The organism is Paenibacillus alkaliterrae, from assembly GCF_021532375.1.
Classification (GTDB): Bacteria; Bacillota; Bacilli; order Paenibacillales; family Paenibacillaceae; genus Pristimantibacillus; species Pristimantibacillus alkaliterrae.
This window is the reverse complement of record NZ_JAKGAP010000089.1, coordinates 1-17503: the sequence shown is the minus strand read 5'-3', so window position 1 is coordinate 17503 and position 17503 is coordinate 1. Positions and strand designations below refer to the sequence as shown.

The 17503-nt window shown below is 47.6% G+C and carries 19 protein-coding genes and 3 pseudogenes; 19 read left to right on the top strand and 3 right to left on the bottom strand.

The window, feature by feature from the left end; translation table 11 throughout:
- Window positions 1-186: 186 nt before the first annotated feature.
- From tnpA to L1N85_RS24400, 3 genes and pseudogenes are all read left to right on the top strand, one after another.
- Window positions 187-414 (top strand): annotated as a pseudogene (gene tnpA, locus L1N85_RS24405) (IS200/IS605 family transposase); the annotation flags it as partial.
- A pseudogene (locus L1N85_RS28085) lies at window positions 414-470 on the top strand (helix-turn-helix domain-containing protein); the annotation flags it as partial. The pseudogenes tnpA and L1N85_RS28085, both read left to right, overlap by 1 nt.
- 17 nt (window positions 471-487) lie before the next feature.
- Complete coding sequence (locus L1N85_RS24400) at window positions 488-1405, top strand: RNA-guided endonuclease InsQ/TnpB family protein (RefSeq protein ID WP_235241630.1); 918 nt, start codon at window positions 488-490, stop codon at window positions 1403-1405.
- 150 nt (window positions 1406-1555) lie between these two features.
- Here the strand turns inward: L1N85_RS24400 and L1N85_RS24395 are convergent, their stop codons facing one another.
- Genes L1N85_RS24395 through L1N85_RS24385 form a run of 3 tightly spaced genes read right to left on the bottom strand, consistent with a single transcriptional unit; the run spans window position 1556 to window position 4195 of the window.
- Window positions 1556-2410 carry an ABC transporter permease gene (locus L1N85_RS24395; protein ID WP_235241629.1) on the bottom strand — a complete coding sequence of 285 codons (855 nt, stop codon included), beginning with the start codon at window positions 2408-2410 and terminating at the stop codon, window positions 1556-1558.
- Window positions 2394-3200, bottom strand: a complete 807-nt coding sequence (locus L1N85_RS24390; protein ID WP_235241628.1) for an ABC transporter permease — start codon at window positions 3198-3200, stop codon at window positions 2394-2396. Before L1N85_RS24390 ends, L1N85_RS24395 begins: the two co-directional genes overlap by 17 nt.
- Window positions 3197-4195 (bottom strand): ABC transporter ATP-binding protein, encoded by a 999-nt coding sequence (locus L1N85_RS24385; RefSeq protein WP_235241627.1) that lies wholly within the window; start codon window positions 4193-4195, stop codon window positions 3197-3199. Before L1N85_RS24385 ends, L1N85_RS24390 begins: the two co-directional genes overlap by 4 nt.
- 311 nt (window positions 4196-4506) lie before the next feature.
- On the opposite strand from L1N85_RS24385, the gene L1N85_RS24380 reads away from it, so the two are divergent.
- The 16 genes and pseudogenes from L1N85_RS24380 (at window position 4507) to L1N85_RS24320 (ending at window position 17435) form a co-directional block, all read left to right on the top strand.
- Window positions 4507-4701: an NUDIX hydrolase gene (locus L1N85_RS24380; protein WP_328285285.1), complete on the top strand. Its 195-nt coding sequence runs from the start codon at window positions 4507-4509 to the stop codon at window positions 4699-4701.
- Window positions 4702-5373: 672 nt separating this feature from the next.
- Window positions 5374-5582: pseudogene (locus L1N85_RS28080) on the top strand (MATE family efflux transporter); the annotation flags it as partial.
- A complete protein-coding gene (locus L1N85_RS24375) occupies window positions 5492-5914 on the top strand; it encodes an MATE family efflux transporter (RefSeq protein WP_456238771.1) in 423 nt (140 codons plus the stop codon). The pseudogene L1N85_RS28080 and the gene L1N85_RS24375, both read left to right, overlap by 91 nt.
- Window positions 5901-6128, top strand: coding sequence for an ABC transporter substrate-binding protein (locus L1N85_RS27440; protein ID WP_268818465.1), 228 nt, complete (start codon window positions 5901-5903; stop codon window positions 6126-6128). The genes L1N85_RS24375 and L1N85_RS27440 overlap by 14 nt, the downstream gene beginning before the upstream one ends.
- A complete protein-coding gene (locus L1N85_RS24370; RefSeq protein WP_328285284.1) occupies window positions 6125-6724 on the top strand; it encodes an ABC transporter substrate-binding protein in 600 nt (199 codons plus the stop codon). The genes L1N85_RS27440 and L1N85_RS24370 overlap by 4 nt, the downstream gene beginning before the upstream one ends.
- A 258-nt stretch (window positions 6725-6982) precedes the next feature.
- Window positions 6983-7108 carry a hypothetical protein gene (locus L1N85_RS27435; protein WP_268818463.1) on the top strand — a complete coding sequence of 42 codons (126 nt, stop codon included), beginning with the start codon at window positions 6983-6985 and terminating at the stop codon, window positions 7106-7108.
- Entirely contained in the window at window positions 7105-7605 is a 501-nt protein-coding gene (locus L1N85_RS24365; protein WP_235241626.1) for an ABC transporter permease subunit, read from the top strand. The genes L1N85_RS27435 and L1N85_RS24365 overlap by 4 nt, the downstream gene beginning before the upstream one ends.
- A 68-nt stretch (window positions 7606-7673) precedes the next feature.
- On the top strand, window positions 7674-8255 hold the full coding sequence (locus L1N85_RS24360) for an ATP-binding cassette domain-containing protein (protein WP_235241625.1): 582 nt from the start codon (window positions 7674-7676) through the stop codon (window positions 8253-8255).
- 145 nt (window positions 8256-8400) lie between these two features.
- The gene (locus L1N85_RS24355) at window positions 8401-9135 is read left to right on the top strand and encodes an ABC transporter ATP-binding protein (protein WP_235241624.1); all 735 of its coding nucleotides are present in this window, start codon (window positions 8401-8403) and stop codon (window positions 9133-9135) included.
- Window positions 9136-9402: 267 nt separating this feature from the next.
- A complete protein-coding gene (locus L1N85_RS24350; RefSeq protein WP_235241623.1) occupies window positions 9403-11178 on the top strand; it encodes a cache domain-containing sensor histidine kinase in 1776 nt (591 codons plus the stop codon).
- Complete coding sequence (locus tag L1N85_RS24345) at window positions 11156-12712, top strand: response regulator transcription factor (protein ID WP_235241622.1); 1557 nt, start codon at window positions 11156-11158, stop codon at window positions 12710-12712. Before L1N85_RS24350 ends, L1N85_RS24345 begins: the two co-directional genes overlap by 23 nt.
- 134 nt (window positions 12713-12846) lie before the next feature.
- The gene (locus L1N85_RS24340) at window positions 12847-14175 is read left to right on the top strand and encodes an ABC transporter substrate-binding protein (protein WP_235241621.1); all 1329 of its coding nucleotides are present in this window, start codon (window positions 12847-12849) and stop codon (window positions 14173-14175) included.
- A 14-nt stretch (window positions 14176-14189) separates the two neighbouring features.
- Window positions 14190-15137 (top strand): carbohydrate ABC transporter permease, encoded by a 948-nt coding sequence (locus L1N85_RS24335; RefSeq protein ID WP_235241620.1) that lies wholly within the window; start codon window positions 14190-14192, stop codon window positions 15135-15137.
- Between the two features lie 25 nt (window positions 15138-15162).
- Window positions 15163-15996 carry a carbohydrate ABC transporter permease gene (locus L1N85_RS24330; RefSeq protein WP_235241619.1) on the top strand — a complete coding sequence of 278 codons (834 nt, stop codon included), beginning with the start codon at window positions 15163-15165 and terminating at the stop codon, window positions 15994-15996.
- 222 nt (window positions 15997-16218) lie between these two features.
- Window positions 16219-16758: a glycoside hydrolase family protein gene (locus L1N85_RS24325; RefSeq protein WP_235241618.1), complete on the top strand. Its 540-nt coding sequence runs from the start codon at window positions 16219-16221 to the stop codon at window positions 16756-16758.
- Between the two features lie 371 nt (window positions 16759-17129).
- Window positions 17130-17435 carry a hypothetical protein gene (locus L1N85_RS24320; protein WP_235241617.1) on the top strand — a complete coding sequence of 102 codons (306 nt, stop codon included), beginning with the start codon at window positions 17130-17132 and terminating at the stop codon, window positions 17433-17435.
- Window positions 17436-17503 lie beyond the last annotated feature (68 nt).

Below are 17503 nucleotides of genomic sequence, written 5' to 3'. Positions count from 1 at the left end.
AAAAATGTATCCTCTGAAATACGCTATGCCGGACTATGGCGGCATCAAACTCACAGGCCTAGAGGGAGCACCTAAGTTCAGAACGGAAAGCTAGGTTGTAAGGGACTTGGAAAGCAAGGAACGCTGTAACAAGGGCTGTCACCCGAAGCGGTTGCTATAAGGCAATAGGAGGTTGGTGAACAAGACCATATTCATGTTTTTGCATCAGCAGACTCCAAAATAGCTCCATCCTACATTGTCAAAATGTTAAAGGGGATCTCTGCAAGAAAATTATTTTTGAAGTTCCCCCAGTTGAAAAAGAAATTAGGGGATGGACATCTTTGGAACAGCAGCTTTTTCATTGAAACGGTCGGTTCTGTCTCTGAACAGGCCATTAAGAAATACATTGAAAATCAAGCAAAAGGAGACGGCTGATGCAGCGAACCTATAAATTCCGCTTATACCCGACCAAAGAAGCGCAAGAAAAGATTCATTTCGTACTGGAACGTTGCCAGAGAGAAAACAGTACATCCCCGAACTCAAAAATGTCCATTCCCAAGTCCTCCAACATGTCGTAGAACGTCTGGATAAAGCGTATAAAGCCTTTTTCCGTCGCGTCAGAAGCGGCGATAAAGCGGGTTTCCCGAGATTCAAGCCTGAAACTCGTTATCACTCTTTTACCTACCCGCAAAGCGGGTTTTCCATAGAGGGGAAGCAACTTGTGCTTTCCAAAATCGGTGAAGTGAACATTCGACTTCACCGGCAACCGCAAGGAACCATTAAGACGTGTACGATCATGGTCAAGAATGGAAAGTATTATGCTTGTTTTTCGTGTGAAGTCGAGCATCAACACCTTCCAACGTCAGAGAAAAAGATCGGTATTGACCTTGGCGTGTCGCAGCTAGCCGTAACATCAGACGGTGGCCGGATCGGGTCACCGAAATTTTTTCGAAAAAGCGAAGAAAAGCTGAAACGAAAACAGCGAGCGGTCTCGAAGAAAAAGCGTGGTTCGGGCCGCAGACGCAAAGCCATACGCGAGCTAGCCAAACTTCATGAGAAAGTAGCGAACCAACGCAGGGATTATGCGCATAAAGAGTCGCGAAAGCTGGTCCATGAATATGGACTGATCGCCTTCGAAGACTTAAATATAAGAGGGATGGTCAAGAACCATCATCTTGCCAAAAGCATTGCAGATAGCGGATGGAATCAACTTGTTCAATTCGTGACGTACAAGGCTGAAAGTGCCGGTCGTCAAGTTGTGCAAGTGAATCCATCGGGTACATCGCAGCGATGCTCAAACTGCGGGGAAATCGTCAAAAAATCACTCGCTGTTCGTGTGCATCAATGTCCTTGCGGATACATTGCGGACCGGGATGAAAATGCAGCCATAAACATATTGAAACTAGCCTTGCATAACGTATCGTAGCCACAGCAATCCAATCAGGCTAGGAACTAGCCTTCAAGGAGGGACGAGGTTACGAGTCCCGATGATTTGAGAAGCTCGTCAATTGATTGACGAGAAGTTCACCCCCCCATTACTCTTGAATGAGGCAGCACCCGTACCGAATGAGTTGGATCATCGGCGCAGCGTCATCATATTGCCGGATGCATATCGCTTCAGCCCTCTATAGAACAGCAGCGTTCCGCCGGCGGCGAGCAGCGCAGAAACGGCCAGCGCACCGGCCAGAAAAGGAAGATCGATTTCGCGAAGCAGACCGATCGGCAAATAGCTGATGAAGCCCGCGGGGATGACGGCGAACAATACAAGCTTGCCCCAGCTTTTGAATATGCTGGTCGGATACGTCGTAAACGTCAGGAGCGCGTTGAACAGCTGGATGCTGAGGCCTTCCGTGTTCCCAAGCCAGAACGCCAGGCAATTGACGATAACGGTAAAAAAGATGAAAATGACGGCAGCAATCGCCAGCGCCAGCCCGAATTTGGCGATGCCCGCGACCGATTTGTCGCCGAATATGGCGAATACGAGCAGTGCGAACAGCACATCGCCGATGGCGCTGACGGACATTCGGCTGATCAGCACATGCAGAAGCACCGGCTTTGGCTGGGCCAAGTAGACGTCAAGCTGGCCCGTTGCGATTATATTCGCGATTCGCGACGCGTTGCCGAAGAAGGTTGCCATCAGGCCGAAGCCGCCTGCCGACACCGCCCACAGCATCATGACGTCATGCAGCTCCCAGCCGTTCAGCACTTGGAATCGGTTAAAGTAAAGCCCCCAGAATATGATCCAGACGATATTGTTAATAATCATCATCCCGGCCGTAAGCAGGAAGCTGAGCCGGAACTCCATCGCTCCTGCAAGGTTCAGCGTCCAACTGCGCAGGACGAATGTCAGTAGACGGCGCAGCTTGCCCGGCTGGTCGTGCTCGCTGATGGAATAAAGGCTTGCCGAGTTTGCTCTATCCTCCGTTGACATTAAGCTTTTTCACTCCTCTCCGGTAAATCCAGGCGACGGCTAATCCGATGACGGCAATCCATAGCACCTGCACGGCCAGCATGCCAGCAAGCTTGGATGCATCGAACGCCACGGCGGTTTTGGCGGGAATGTACAGGACGGCCTGCAGCGGAAGCCAGCGCCCGACCGCTTGCAGCGCATCGGGGAACAGCTCCAGCGGCATCAGCATGCCGCCGATCGTGAACAAAAATTTGTTGTAGACGAACTCGATTCCCCGCGTCTCCTCTACCCAGAACGCGCAAAGCGCCAGCGTCATGTTCAACAAAAAATTGACGGTTAAGCCGAATGCCGCGGCAAGCGGCAGCCACAGAAAGCCGGCGCTCAGCTCCGGCGGACCGATGATCAACAGCCCGAGCGTACCGCCAAGCACGGCATTGACGCCGAAACGGACGGCTGCCTCGCTCATATACTCGACGTAATGAAAGACGACGAAATGGATCGGGCGAACGAGCCGGTAGCCGACGTCGCCGTTTTTTACTTCCTCCTCGATCCGGGTGCAGAGGCTGGGACAGGCAAGGATCATCGTTTCGGTGATAACCAGATACCACATAATTTGCTTAAAGCTGTAGCCGGCGATAAGGGCGGCGTCCCCTTCGCCATGAAACGTAGCCTGCCAAAGCTGCAGAAATATATACAAGATAAGCAGCAGGAAAAGAGAGCGGACAAGAAAATCAATGATATAGGCCAATTGGTTTCTGAGCGTTATTTTACCGATAAACGCGTATTTTGCCATTTTGCCGAGGGTGGTCATGACGAGCGGTCCTCCTCTCCGAAATCGCCGTACATGCGCGTAATGATTTCCTCCATCGGCGGATCTTCGACGGTGACGTCTATGATCCGCCGGCTGGACATCACGTTCGTCAGCGCCGCTTCAATCGTCGTGAGCGAAGTGTCGACGGAAAGCACCAGCCTCGCCCCGCTGCGTTCGACAATCGTCGCTCCGGGAACGGCCATGTCGCCGGGATCGTCTGCAAGGACAAGCCGGATCGTCTTGTGTGTCATATACCGCTGCTTCATCAATTCGACGCGGTCGTTGAATACAATGCGCCCGTAATTGATGACGATGGCCCGCTCGCACAGCTGCTCGATGTCTCCGGCGTCATGCGAGGTAAGGAACACCGTCGTGCCTTCCTGCTCGTTCAACTCGCGGATCAGCTGCCGGATACGCTGCTTGACGACGACATCCAATCCGATCGTCGGCTCATCGAGGAAGAGCACCTGGGGGCGATGCAGAAGAGAGGCCGCGATTTCGCAGCGCATGCGCTCGCCAAGAGACAGCTTTCGAACTGGCGTGTGCATATAGGGCTCCAGCTCGAACCGCCCAATCAGCTCGTCGCGCCTTTGCAAGTAATCGCCGCGATGCAGCTCGTAAATGCGGCTCATCAGCTCGAACGTATCGATCGGCGGCAAATGGTACCACAGCTGCGATTTTTGCCCGAAAACGGAACCGATCCGGTACGACAGCTTCGTCCGCTCCGTCCAGGGGCAGCAGCCGAGCACTTCGGCGAAGCCGCTGGTCGGATGGAGAATGCCGGTGAGCATCTTGATCGTCGTCGATTTTCCGGCGCCGTTCGGACCAAGGAATGCGACCGTTTCGCCTTGCCGGACCGAGAACGTAATGCCGTCAACGGCCGTTTTGTCTTCATAGAGAGGCTTCAGTAGCGATTTGACGCTGCCGGCAAAGCCCTCCTGCTTTTTTTTCATGCGAAATGCTTTGCCTAATTGCTCAACGCGGATGGATGACACATGTGAGCTCCCCTTTTTATTTTTGTACTGCTAGGGCGGGCATAAAAAAGACCTCGGACAGTCTCGCCCTTAGCAGGCGGAACTTTCCGAAGGCCTTTTATTCCTTACGGTGTGGCTCAGGCTTATGCGCCGTCGCTGGCATCGCTCGGTTCGCCTCCCTCGCAGGATCGGATCCCTAGATGCCCTTCCGTTAATTTTACACATACTACCATGAGAAACGCCGTCAGGCAATCAATATTTTTCAGGTATGGCGCGTCGGGGCGATTCTAAGTCGCGACAGAAAAGCTGATAACCATAAAGGTGGTGTTTCTTTGAAAAGAGTCGATGTATCTTCTGCTTTGATAACTGATAGCGAAGGACATATTTTAATAGTCAAAAATGCTAAAGGGGATTCGAGCTACTGGAGTCTCCCAGGTGGTGCTGTTGAAGCTGGAGAAACATTGGAGCAAGCAGCCACACGCGAGGTAAAAGAGGAAACAGGAGATGGCATTGTTATTACTGGGTAAAATCATCAATGTTACTTGTTTTTAGCTATTTTTCTGCTGTTAGCATGTTCTGGCAAGGATGAAGGAGAGTTGCAGCAAGCTAAAGCCATGTATGTTCGCTTTGATAAAGGCTTTGGCGGCGAGTCGTTTTACGGCTTCTGGTAATCCAGAAAAATCAGCTATGTCGGTAATATGAAATGGACCATTTGTTTTACAGATGTAAGAGGAAACGGTGTAAAAGGTCTAATCTTTTCTGTAATCTCTCGCCCCATGGATGATTGTGGCTATTGCAATATGATGTGAAAGACGAAGATCGTATTGTTTGCGCTCGAATAGTTGTACATACACAAAGAAGGCTGGGTTCTTCCTCTCTGGATGTAGTCCAGCTTTTCGTTTTTTATAATAATAATCACATTAATGATTATTACTAAACAAACTGTTTTTAAAGTCGTCGGCATTGAAATTAACATCTTGAGCAAACGAGTGTTGAATCAACGGAAAATCGACATAAAGTCCAGTTTACAGACGTTAGATAAACCAAGCGACGTGAGGGTCCAAAGACATGATGTCCATCGTTTTTAAGAAAAAAAGATTTACTTCTTCAAGCAGATTCTCTACTATTTAAATCGTAATCATATTGATTTTCAATCCAATTAGTATTTTTAAATTTCACTAACTTTAGGGGGTACATCTTTGAATCACCGTGCATATTTAGCCCTTGCCATACCTTTAACAATTTCAACAATGACAACCCCACTCCTGCATATATCGGCCGGGTAGCAATAGGGACAGTTATTTTTAATACGATGTATTGGCTGTTTGGCTTCCTTCGTGTAAGCACTTCTGCTTTTACAGCACAGGCTCTTTCGAAACGGAAATCCTTGCAGCCAATGCTGTTCTTATCCAATTTCACTATTTAATAGCCTACTTCTTCGATGGTTTTGCCAATGCTTCAAGTATCCTGACAGGGAAATCCATTGGTGCTAAGGATGGCGAACTATATAAAAAGTCGATTTCCCTTTCATGGCAATGGTCCATTTACACATCCTGCTTATTGGCTCTGGTGTATTATTTGAACAAAGATTGGATTATGCAGGCTTTTATCGTATTCAGTCTCGGAAGATCACTCTTTCTACTTCTTTATCTGCCCCGGCTGAACCGCAAACTTAAATTCAAGAAACGAAAGCAATCGACGAGCATACATTCCAGCTCCTTACCTCTTGACGGAACATAAGCAAAACCAATATGCAACGTTTACTGTGAATGAAAATTACTGGGGAGATAAACCGAAGATTAAAACGATTAAGTGGAAGGTTATGCCAAACCATCAAACGATTCTTCTTGCCCTTGAAAAAGGTGAAGTTGATTTATTATTCGGTTCTGACGGAGATATGATTGATAGTGATTCGTTCAAGGCATTGACTGAACAGGTAAATACAGTACAGTGATCAGCCATCCTGTAGGGTCGCGGGCCATTGTATTGAACACGAACCGCTCGGCTACCAGGGAACCAAAGGTGCGTGAAGCATTCATGTATGCCATTAACAAAGAAGTGATTGCAGATGGAATCATGAATGGTACAGAAAAAGTAGCCGATACATTGATTTCACCATCTGTGCCTTACGCGGATGCGGGATTGAAAGGCGTCAGTTATGATGTGAAGAAGGCTGGCGAACGATTAACAGAATCCGGCTGGGAGCTGCAATCTGACGGCTATCGCTATAAAGACGGGAAAAAACTTGAGATTACAATTTATTATAATTCCGATAACGCACAAGAACGGACAATCAGTGAATCGATGCAAAACGACCTGAAACAGGTAGGTGCAGAACTGAAGATTATTGGAGAAGAAAAACAAGCGTATTTTGATCGTCAAAAGACTGGGGAATTTGATTTAATGTATTCTCTCTCTCCTGGGGATTGCCATATGACCCGCAAACCTATGTACTTTCTGGAGGGTACCATCCCACGCAGATTATCAAGCCCAATTGGGGTTGGAAAAGAAAGAATGGCTGGATCATACGATTACAGACTTGATGGTTGAACAAAGCGAAACTAAACGTATTGATATGTACAAAGAAATTCTTACTTATATCCATAACGAGAATGTCTATATCCCGCTTACCTATTCGGTTACAAAAGCAGTGCACATTAAAGCATTGCAGGGAGTAGGCTTTAACGTTTCTCAATATGAGATTCCATTTGAAAAAATGTATTTTGAAGAGTAATAGAAAGGCTGTGAATCCTCGCTGTTAGCGAGGATTTTCTTGCATTTAGGTTAGAAAGGAAGAGGTGGATGAACGTGAACAGGTATCTGATGAGCCTGGTCTCAGATAAAATGGCTGTGCTTTGTATGGGTATTATTGCTCTTGTCGTTGCCGCAGGAATAGGTGCCCCTGGCTGGCGCCAAACGATCCCACTGCGATGAATATTCTCGAGAAGTACGCGGGCATTAGCAAAGAGTATCCGCTGGGAACGGACCAGCTGGGACGATGTATCTTATCGAGGCTCCTTTTCGGAATCCGTACGACTATTTTATTTGCAATTATAACAACGGTGATAACAATTGCGATAGGCACAATACTGGGCATTATTTCAGGATTTTTCCGTGGCAAAGTGGATGAGTTCATCATGAGAATTTGTGATGTAATGCTTTCATTCCCGGCGGAAGTGATGATACTGGCGATTGTTGGAATTCTAGGACCTGGATTAATAAATGTTGTTATCGCCAATATCATTGCCAAGTGGGCATGGTATACCCGGATGATCCGCTCTGTAGTCATTCAATTTACAAACAAGAATTATATCCGTTTTGCCAAAGTATCCGGCTGCGGAACGAGCCATATCATGAGAAAACCCTTCTGCCTGGAGTCTCCGGTGAAGTTGCGGTTTTTGCCACCCTTGATACAGGGTGGGTCATCCTGAATATCTCTGCTTTATCCTTCAGTGACACTCGTACCGGCCTGCCGATTGTCCGAAATCTCAGCTTTTCTTTGCGAGAGAATACATGCCTCGGAATTGTAGGGGAAAGCGGAAGCGGCAAGTCGATGGCAGCCAAGGTCATTCTTGGTCTTGTATCTCCCTGGCTGGATGTTTCTGGAGAGGTTATATATAACGGGAAAAATTTAATAAAGGAAACAAGCGCCTCTCTTCGAAAAATTCGCGGACAAAGGATCTGCATGATTTTACAGGATGCGATGACGGCTTTTAATCCGCTGGATACCATTGGGAAGCAGATGATCGAGACCTTTCAGGAGAATCTGGGGATCAAGAAGGCCGAAGCTAAGAAGATGGCCGAGGCAGCTTTGCATCGCGTTCACTTACATCATCCGGAACAGGTATTGAAGAAATATCCGCATCAGCTTTCTGGCGGGATGCTGCAGAGAGTAATGATATCGATAACCATTATGATGGAGCCGGATATCATTATTGCGGATGAACCGACTTCTGCGCTTGATTCTATTAATCAGCGTGCTATTGTGGAACAATTTAAGCTGCTTCGCACGCTTATGGGTACTTCCATCATTTTTATTTCTCACGATTTAGGCGTTGTTCAATATCTGGCTGACGATTAAACGTCATGCGGGGCGGAGAGTGCGTAGAATCGGGTAAAGCGGAAGACATTTTTTCTAATCCGCAGCATGAATTTACCCAATTTCTGATCAAAACCCGGATCAGTCTGGCAGAGCCTTTTCAGCAATCTATGGAAGAGGAAGTGAAATGATGTTTGTTCAGGTTGAAAACCTCTCAAAAAGTTACTATAAGGACGGCGGTTTTTTAAAAAAAGAAAAAACGGAAATTTTGAATGGAATCCAATTTTTCATTAAAAAAGGAGAATGCTTGGGCTTAATCGGTGAAAGCGGCAGCGGGAAAAGCACCTTAAGCCGTATGATACTCGGATTGGAGAAGCCAACCAAAGGTGAGGTCAAGATTGAAGGGGTTTCAGTCTCCAAGTGGATGAAGAACAACAAAGGGAAAATGAGTGTAGTCTTTCAAGATTATACTTCTTCTGTGAATCCGCATTTCACAATCCGAAACATCATTGCCGAACCATTGGCTGCATGGGGCGATTCGAAAAATCTGGATGAACGCATAAATGTCTTGCTTGCGAAGGTGGGACTTCCTCATGCTGTGATCCATAAGTATCCCCATGAGTTGAGCGGCGGACAATTACAGCGGGTGTGCATCGCGCGTGCGATCTCAACAGAGCCAGAGTTCATTGTTCTTGATGAAGCGATCAGTTCGCTGGATGTTTCGGTTCAAGCTCAGATCCTGGAACTGCTGCGGTCGCTTCAGAATGAGATGAATATGACGTACCTCTTTGTTGCCCATGATCTCCAGGCAGTGGCGAATTTGTGTGATTGCATTTTGTTCCTATATCGTGGAAAGATCGTGGATCGAAGAGAGACGATAGATGGCTATCACGTACGAAGTCGATCTTTCATATTCAGTTGATGAAAATCGACGTGGACAATCTTGTTGCTTAATGCGTCTCTTTGAATATTTTGAATCAACACAGGTTGTTTCCACCTCCTAATTGAATGGTGGGTGCGATCAAACAGACAATAAAAGACTTGAATGACTCCCCCGGGCTTGACGGGTAGATCTTCAAGTTTTTTTTCGTTAATTAATTTTTTGGTCTAAATATGTTGATAACGTTTTCAGATAACGAGTAATATAGAAGTTCACCCGACTAATGTTGTTGAAAAAGGAGAAACGGCCATGCGTGTTCGACATTTTCATTCTATTGTAGTCCAGCTCTTTTTACTCTGCTTTATCGGCATGACGCTCCCCGTACTGGTCATGGGTTTTTTGTCTTACCATAAATCGTCCTCGATCGTGGAAGAACAGGTCAGCAAAGTAGCCTCTCTTACCATTACCCAGGTGAGCGACAAGCTGAACCTCTATTTCAAAAAGCTTGACGATTCGTCCATGATGGTTTTGAACAGCAAGGTCATCCACAATATTTTGAAGGAGCAATCGAAGGAGAAGCTGTACGAAACGACGCTGAAGATACAAGACGGTCAAGATATGCTCACATCCTTCATGATAAATTCACCGGAAATTCTCGATATTTACATTTTCGATGTCAACCGCAACAATTCGGTTTTAACCTCGGACTCCTTAATGTCGGTTCCGGACCAGTGGGATTCCGACTGGTATAAAGCGATATTGGAAGCAAACGGCAACACCGTCTGGTTTGGGCTCTCTCAAAGCTCTTATTTGAAGAAAACGGAAATGGGCTTTCCCGTATTCGGGCTTGGACGCGCGATTCGAAGCTGGGAAACCGGCGACATTATCGGCGTAATGTTCTTTGAAATTATGGGGGAGGTGCTGATCGATGAGCTTAACCGCGTGCAATTCGGGGATACGGGTTATATTTATGTCACGAATGACAGGAATCGTTATTTTTATCATCCGGATTCGAAGCAATATGGCAAAGAGTCGTCGCTCATCCTTCCATCGCAACCGACGGAATACCGCCGGGATAACAAAAGCACGCTCGTTATTCCCGAACGATTGGATAACGGCTGGGATGTGGTCGGCGTTGTCCCTCTCGAGGAGCTGACCGCCGATTCGGCCAGTATCCGGAAGTTTACGATGTGGATTGCCCTCTTTTGCATCCTGGCTGCGATGGGTATGGGCTATTACGTTACCCGAAAAATCGGCAATCCTCTCGTTTATTTGAGCCGTTTGATGCGAAAGGGTGAGGATGGCGACTTGACCGTCCGAAGCAGAAATGTCGGGCGGAACGAGATTGGGCAGCTGGGCCGCAGCTTCAATAATATGATCGAGCAAATCGATCTGTTGATCGCGCGGATTGCAAAGGAGGAGTCGGAGAAGAAGAAAGCGGAGATTCGAGCGCTGCGCTATCAAATTAATCCTCACTTTCTGTATAATACGCTGAATTCGATAAGGTGGATGGCGAAGCTGAACCGGACCAACGATGTCGATAATGCGGTCACTACGCTCGTTCAATTACTGGAGGGGAGCGTGGAGCGCAACGGCGTATTTATACCGCTCGGCGAGGAGCTTGCGCTGCTCCATAAATATATGATTATTCAGGAATATCGCTATGATAATAAGATTAGCTTGAATATCCTTTGCCGAGAGGATCTCAAACAGGTGCAAATTCCCAGGATGCTGCTTCAGCCGATCGTTGAAAACGCGATTTTTCATGGGATAGCGCCTAAGGATGAAGACGGATCGATTGATATCGAAGTAGACCAAAACGCTCACGATATCGTTATTCGAATAACCGACGACGGGATCGGCATGGATGAGGAAAGGCTTCAGCAGCTGCTGATGAATGAAAGTGAACGCAGCAATAAAGGGATGACGAATATCGGGCTGAATCACGTTCATCAGACCATCCAGTTATATTATGGAGCTGCATACGGCGTAAGCGTCACAAGCATCAAAAACGAAGGCACGAAGGTGCTAATTACGATTGCGAGGTCAAAGGGGGATGCCTATGTACAGAGTGCTATTAGTTGATGACGAGAAGATGGCGCGAATAGGATTGCGTTCTACTTTTGATTGGGAAAAGCATGGATTCACACTGGTAGGGGAAGCGTCTAACGGTCAGAAAGCGATGAAATGGATTGAGAATCAAGAGGTTGATATATTGATCACCGACATTGCTATGCCTGTAATGGATGGACTGGAGCTCACGCGCAAGACTAGAGAGCTATGTCCTTGGGTCAAGGTTTTGCTGCTTAGCTGTCATAGTGATTTCGAGTATGTGCGGGAAGGAATCCGGCTGGGGGCCAGCGATTATATTTTGAAGCCGACGCTTAATACGGATTCGCTCGAAACGGTACTGCGTCAAATGTGCCAAAAGTTGGAGGAAGAAAGTGAAAACAGGAAAATGGTGAAGCAGTTTGAAGACCAGCAGCGCATGAATAAACGGAATGAGCTGGAGAAGTTATTTTGCAAGGCGCTCTGTGGTGACGGGGATGCCATCGAGCGGATGAAGTCGGAATGTCCGGAAGAAAGCTATCGGGTTGCCGCCTTGGAGATAACGGCGTTTGGCAAATCCGATGCCGAAATGAATGACCTCCTTACAGGGCAGGGCGAGGCACTCAAGCAGTGCCTTTATCAATCTCTCGGTTCCTTAGTATTGGTTATGATCCGTCCAGATCTGTTATTGGCCTTGCTTCCCGCAAACGATTACCCTGATGGCACGCTCCGTGAGCTCATTGAGCAATATTCACAGCATGCCGCTTCAAATCGGATATACGTTTCTGCCGGGCTCAGCGGCGTTTACGACGGTTATCTTGATCTTCAGGATGCTTGCAAGGAGTCAAAAAGAGTGCTCGCAAGCGGATTTTTCCGCGGACCGTGCTGCTTGCTGGCTGCAGAGGACCATCGTACTCCCGAATTGGCGCCTCGCCTTCCCTTTCATACAGCGTTGCATGAGCTGAGAGAGTCGCTGACGATGGGGTATCATTCCAAAGCGGAACAGCTGGTCGAGCAAATCATGGAATATTGGCTGCCGCAATATCGGACGAAAGAGGAAGTGCTGCAGGAGGCAGAGGAACTGCTTAGCTTGTTCGCACTATATAAAGATGCCGATTCTTCGATCATCCGTCAAATCCGGGAGTTAAGCAGACTGTGTTACGTCACCGACGTCATTCATCATGTGAAGGAGTGCTATCGTAGGCTCGGAGGCGGCGACGGTTCTCCAAAGCCGGATAAAACGCTGCACCAGAGAATCGTCATGGAAGCCGTCGCCTTTATCGAGAATCATTACAGAGACTCGATCTCCCTGCAGCAAGTAGCGGATGCGGTTAATGTCAGCAGGAATTATTTCAGCGAAATGTTCAAGCGCGTGACCGGCGAAAATTTCATCGATTATCTGATCGCCCTGCGCGTAAAGAGAGCCAAGGAGCTGCTGCAGGGCTCATCGCTCAAGGTATATGAGGTAGCCGAGCAGTCCGGCTTTAACGACGTAAAATACTTCAGCAAACAGTTCAAAAAGATCGTAGGATTAACGCCGGCCGAATTTCAGGGTTTATTGCGCAAATAAGCGAAATGCGGAAAACAATACACCCTTTCGGAACATAATCGGTTCAAAGGCGCTTAAACAAAGATCTATAATTAAAGCGTTTACAAATACTTTTTGTTTGTACAATAAACATATTTTGAGGGAGGAAAAAGAGAATGAAAAAACTCAAATGGTCTCTACTCATCATGACTATTGCAGCATCTGCTCTGCTGCATGCATGCGGATCGGACAATGCGGCTACCAGCGGGGAAGAATCGGGGGCAAGCGGCGATAAAGGGGGAAAGGTGAAGATCAAATGGGCCACTTGGGGCAACCCGGGTGAGCTGACAAGGTTTCAGGATTTCACGAAGGATTTTAACAAGAAGCATCCTGACATCGAAGCGGAGCTGATCCCCATTCCAGGGGAATACGATCAAAAAATTTTGACGCAATTGAGCGGCGGAACGGCTCCTGACATTTTCTATGCAGGCGATGCTTTTATCGTCAAGCTTATTGAAAACGGAAGCATCGAGGAATTAACGCCGTTAATGGATGATACGAACAGCGCTGTCAAGAAGGAGGAATTTTTCCCGGGTTTATGGGGAGCAGCGAAGCGGGACGAGAAAATATACGGGGTTGCGGTAGACAACAACCCTATGGTGCTCTGGTATAACAAGAAGGTGTTGAAGGATGCGGGGATAACTGAAATGCCTGCCGATCTGCAGAAGAGCGGCAAGTGGAGCTGGGATGCCTTCCAAGAGATGACCGATAAAATCCGCGATAACGGGAAATACGGTTATGTGCTTGATAACGGATGGAACAGCACGCACAGCTGGGTAACCTCAAACGGCGGAACCGTGTATGACGACAACGGCAAATATGTCGGGTATACGGATCCGAAAGCGATTGAAGCCTTTAGGTTTTTGTATGATAACGTCAAGAGCGAGAACATAACGTTTGCCGGCACGCTTCCGAAAGGACAAGGCGGCGATGCCATGTTCATGTCCAATCAAGTAGGCTTTGTCGGCGCAGGCCGCTGGTATTTGCCTCTATTCAAGAAAAACGAAAGTCTCGAGTACGACATCGTAACCTGGCCTACTAATACGGGCAACAAAATCGAGCCTGCCGGAATTCCAACAGCGTATATGGTACTGAATAAGACGTCGAAGCAAAAAGAAGCGGCTTACACCTTCCTGTCGGAGTTCGTCAATGCGGATGGCCAGAGATACCGTCTTCAAGGCGGCGGCAACGCGGTTCCGTCAGTATCGGGCGCTGACGAAGTGGTGCTGGAAGGAGACCTTCCCGAGCACGCGCAGTTTTTCCTGGATGCCCGTGAAATCGGCTATGCCTTATCTCCGTTTGAATCCGGCATACCGGGTCTGAGTCAAGACATAAACTCCCGATTTGAGGCGCTTTGGCTGAAAAATGAGGATTTAGATACAGCAATGAAAGAAATCGAGGCATTAGCCAACAAAAAAATTGAGGAATACAACAAGAATAAATAGAGAAAGGGGAGCACATGAATATGCAACCAGCCGCAACCAGCCCCTCTCCGCCATTAAACGAAGCAAAAACGAAACGTAACGCCATAAGAACTCAGACGGTCGATAGTCTGTGGGGCTGCTTCTTCATTTTACCGCAAATGGTCGGTCTGATCATCTTCTCGTTGATTCCGCTTGTGTTGGCTTTTGCCCTCAGTCTCATGAGCTGGGACGGGTTCGGCGAGCGGTCATTTGTCGGACTGGACAATTTTATGGGGCAGTTCAAGGATCCGGACTTCAGAATTGCTCTCGTGAACACGCTGTATTATACGGTCCTTACGGTACCGACCGGCATCCTTGCAGCTATGCTTGTCGCTGTCGGCTTGAATAAAGTAAAAGGAAAAGTGTTATACCGGCTTATCTATTTCATGCCGAACATTACGATGTCCGTAGCGGTGGCCGTCGTCTTCATGTGGCTCTTCAACTCGGACTTCGGGTTGATCAATTTATACTTGAAAGATTGGTTCGGCATTGATGGCCCGCGCTGGCTGACGGACACGCGGTTCGTAATGCCTTCCATTGCACTCTTAAGTATTTGGATGGGACTTGGAGGCAGCATGGTGCTGTTCCTCGCCGGCTTACAGGGGATATCCCCCACCTATTACGAGGCTGCGCAAATCGACGGGGCAAGCAAATGGCAGCAGCTGCGTCATATTACGATTCCTTTATTGTCATCGACAACCTTTTTTGTCACCATCATGTCGGTAATCGGATCCTTCCAGGTGTTTGATCAATCGTTTGTCATGACGTCCGGCGGACCGGCAAAAGCCAGCTATACGCTCGTGTATCACATCTACGATTCGGCTTTCGTCGATTTCACTTTCGGTACAAGCACGTCGGCTGCGGTCACGCTGTTTGCCATGATTTTGACGCTGACCCTGCTTCAAATGAAAATATCCAAACGCTGGGTTCATTACGAAGAATAAGGATGATCGGGAAGGAGAAAAACTCATGAAGACGAAAGCGCTTCATCCGTCTACAATTGCGCTTCATGCCGTGCTGATCATAGGGGCCTGCATGATGGGGCTGCCGTTCTTATGGATGCTGCTCAGCGCGCTCAAAGATTTGTCCCAAGTATTCGTCGTTCCGCCAAAATGGATTCCGGAGCCGTTCGTATGGTCGAACTTCAAAGATTCGTTGACGGCCTTGCCTTTCGGCCGCGCTTATCTCAACAGCTTCTATATCAATGTCATCGTCGTCGTATCGCAGCTGGTTACATGCTCCATGGCTGCCTATGCATTCGCCAAAATCAAGTTCCCGTTCCGGGAGCCGCTGTTCGTCTTGTTTCTCGCAACGATGATGGTCCCCGGACAGGTGACGATTATCCCGCTGTACTTAATGATGAAAAACTTCGGGTGGCTCGATTCCCATCAGTCGATCATTGTACCCGCGGCCTTATTGAATGCTTTTGGCGTTTTTCTGCTCCGTCAATTTTTTAAAGGCATTCCGAAGGAAATGGAAGAGGCGGCTATCGTGGACGGCGCCAACCGCTTTACGATCTACACGCGCATCATGCTGCCGCTTGTCAAGCCTGCGCTGTCGGCGCTCGGTATATTCACGTTTCTGGGCATGTGGAACAATTTCTTTTATCCTCTTATTTTTCTAAACAGTCCCGAGCAGTTTACCGTTCCGATGATGCTGAACCTCTACCGCGGGATGTATGCGACGGACTGGACGCTCATGATGGCGGGCGCTACTATTGCGCTGCTTCCGGTACTGGTCGTTTACATGATCGGTCAACGCTATATCATTGAAGGGGTGACGTTATCCGGGATAAAAGGATGAATCTTTTTTAACCGACTGGTAACCTCATTCAGCTGTATCAGATTTAAGACAGAGCAAAGGTCGGGGAAGCCTCATTGGAGGACCCCGGCCTTTGCTCTGTCTAAATTTATCGTTTGAAAGAAATATGATCAAAATGAATGATATTACAATGGCTATCAATATTCCATTTTGTTAATGTTTGTTTTGTATATGGCGAAAAGTATGAGAAAGAGGCTGATGTGGATGATTTCTACCCGCACTGAATTAATCACTTATCCAGCTCCCCCTGAGGCAGTTGCTATACATGATTTCTCCGTTCGTGTACGTGCGGAAAACGGAGAGTGGCAGGATCTGTTCCCATATCTGGTCCCTGTAGATATAGATTTGGAAGATCCCCGGACAATCTATGTTAAACCAGGCAACCACCGGACGGAAGAGCTTGCAGCGCTGCTTACATCTTCTATCGGAAACGTCAGTGATTGCGAGGGACTGCTTCCTGAGGTTCTCTATTTCGGACCAGGTATGCATGTTATTGAGGAGAAGATATTGCGAATCCCTTCGGGCAAGACGGTATATCTCGCCGGAGGTGCGATGGTAGTGGGCTCAATGGTATGCGATCATGTAGAAGACGTCACGATCAGGGGACGCGGAATCATATATTTAACGAATATCGAGAAGACAACCTATTTGCGTACCGTACAAATCGATTTCTCGCGCAACATTACGGTGGAGGGCATCATTTCAGTGGATCCCCCTCACTACAGCATTCATCTTGGCAAGTAGGAGCATATTCATATCAGCAATTTCAAGACGTTTAGTACACGCGGGTGGTCTGACGGAATTGACATGATGTCCTGCTCTTAAGTGGATATCGACGACGTGTTTCTGCGCACATCCGACGATTGCATTGCGATCTATGGAAGCCGAGGGGAATTTTATGGAGACAGTACGAATATTTCCGTGAAAAAATTCAGTGTTACGGGCGGATGTTGCGCATCCTATCATGATCGGCGTCCACGGGGATCACGAGCATGATGGGGACATCATTGAGAACATCGTCTTTGATAACATTGATATTCTGGAGCACAATTAGCCTCAGAACGGCTATTGGGGCTGTATGGCCATTAATGCCGCCGACAAGAACACCGTAAGGAATGTTACATACAGGAATTCGGGTAGAGCAATTTGAGCTTGGGCGGCTTATCGATATACGCGTATTTCAAAATCCGAAATATAATCCGAGTCCCGGTAACAGAGTGGAAAATATTCGGTTTGAAAATATCGAGTTCAATGGCGTCTGCGACAATCCGTCTGTTATCGAGGGCTTTGACGGGGAGCGGATCGTTGAGGGGGCCACGATTGAGAATTTTAGAATCAATGGTACATTGGTTACAGATGCACAATCAGGTAACATTCAAATAGGAAAATATGTAAATAACGTTGTCGTAAAAAATAATTAAACTCCTGTTTGGAGCTGCGCGGGAGCGTGTCTTGCTGATTAAGATTCATGAAGGAGAAGCGACAGGGA

Excerpts from the sequence above, each read along its gene's own strand:
- L1N85_RS24395 (WP_235241629.1), bottom strand. The coding sequence starts at position 2,410 with ATGTCAACGGAGGATAGAGCAAACTCGGCAAGCCTTTATTCCATCAGC.
- L1N85_RS24390 (WP_235241628.1), bottom strand. The coding sequence starts at position 3,200 with ATGACCACCCTCGGCAAAATGGCAAAATACGCGTTTATCGGTAAAATA.
- L1N85_RS24365 (WP_235241626.1), top strand. The coding sequence starts at position 7,105 with ATGAATATTCTCGAGAAGTACGCGGGCATTAGCAAAGAGTATCCGCTG.
- L1N85_RS24355 (WP_235241624.1), top strand. The coding sequence starts at position 8,401 with ATGATGTTTGTTCAGGTTGAAAACCTCTCAAAAAGTTACTATAAGGAC.
- L1N85_RS24350 (WP_235241623.1), top strand. The coding sequence starts at position 9,403 with ATGCGTGTTCGACATTTTCATTCTATTGTAGTCCAGCTCTTTTTACTC.
- L1N85_RS24345 (WP_235241622.1), top strand. The coding sequence starts at position 11,156 with ATGTACAGAGTGCTATTAGTTGATGACGAGAAGATGGCGCGAATAGGA.
- L1N85_RS24340 (WP_235241621.1), top strand. The coding sequence starts at position 12,847 with ATGAAAAAACTCAAATGGTCTCTACTCATCATGACTATTGCAGCATCT.
- L1N85_RS24335 (WP_235241620.1), top strand. The coding sequence starts at position 14,190 with ATGAATATGCAACCAGCCGCAACCAGCCCCTCTCCGCCATTAAACGAA.
- L1N85_RS24330 (WP_235241619.1), top strand. The coding sequence starts at position 15,163 with ATGAAGACGAAAGCGCTTCATCCGTCTACAATTGCGCTTCATGCCGTG.
- L1N85_RS24325 (WP_235241618.1), top strand. The coding sequence starts at position 16,219 with ATGATTTCTACCCGCACTGAATTAATCACTTATCCAGCTCCCCCTGAG.
- L1N85_RS24320 (WP_235241617.1), top strand. The coding sequence starts at position 17,130 with ATGTTACATACAGGAATTCGGGTAGAGCAATTTGAGCTTGGGCGGCTT.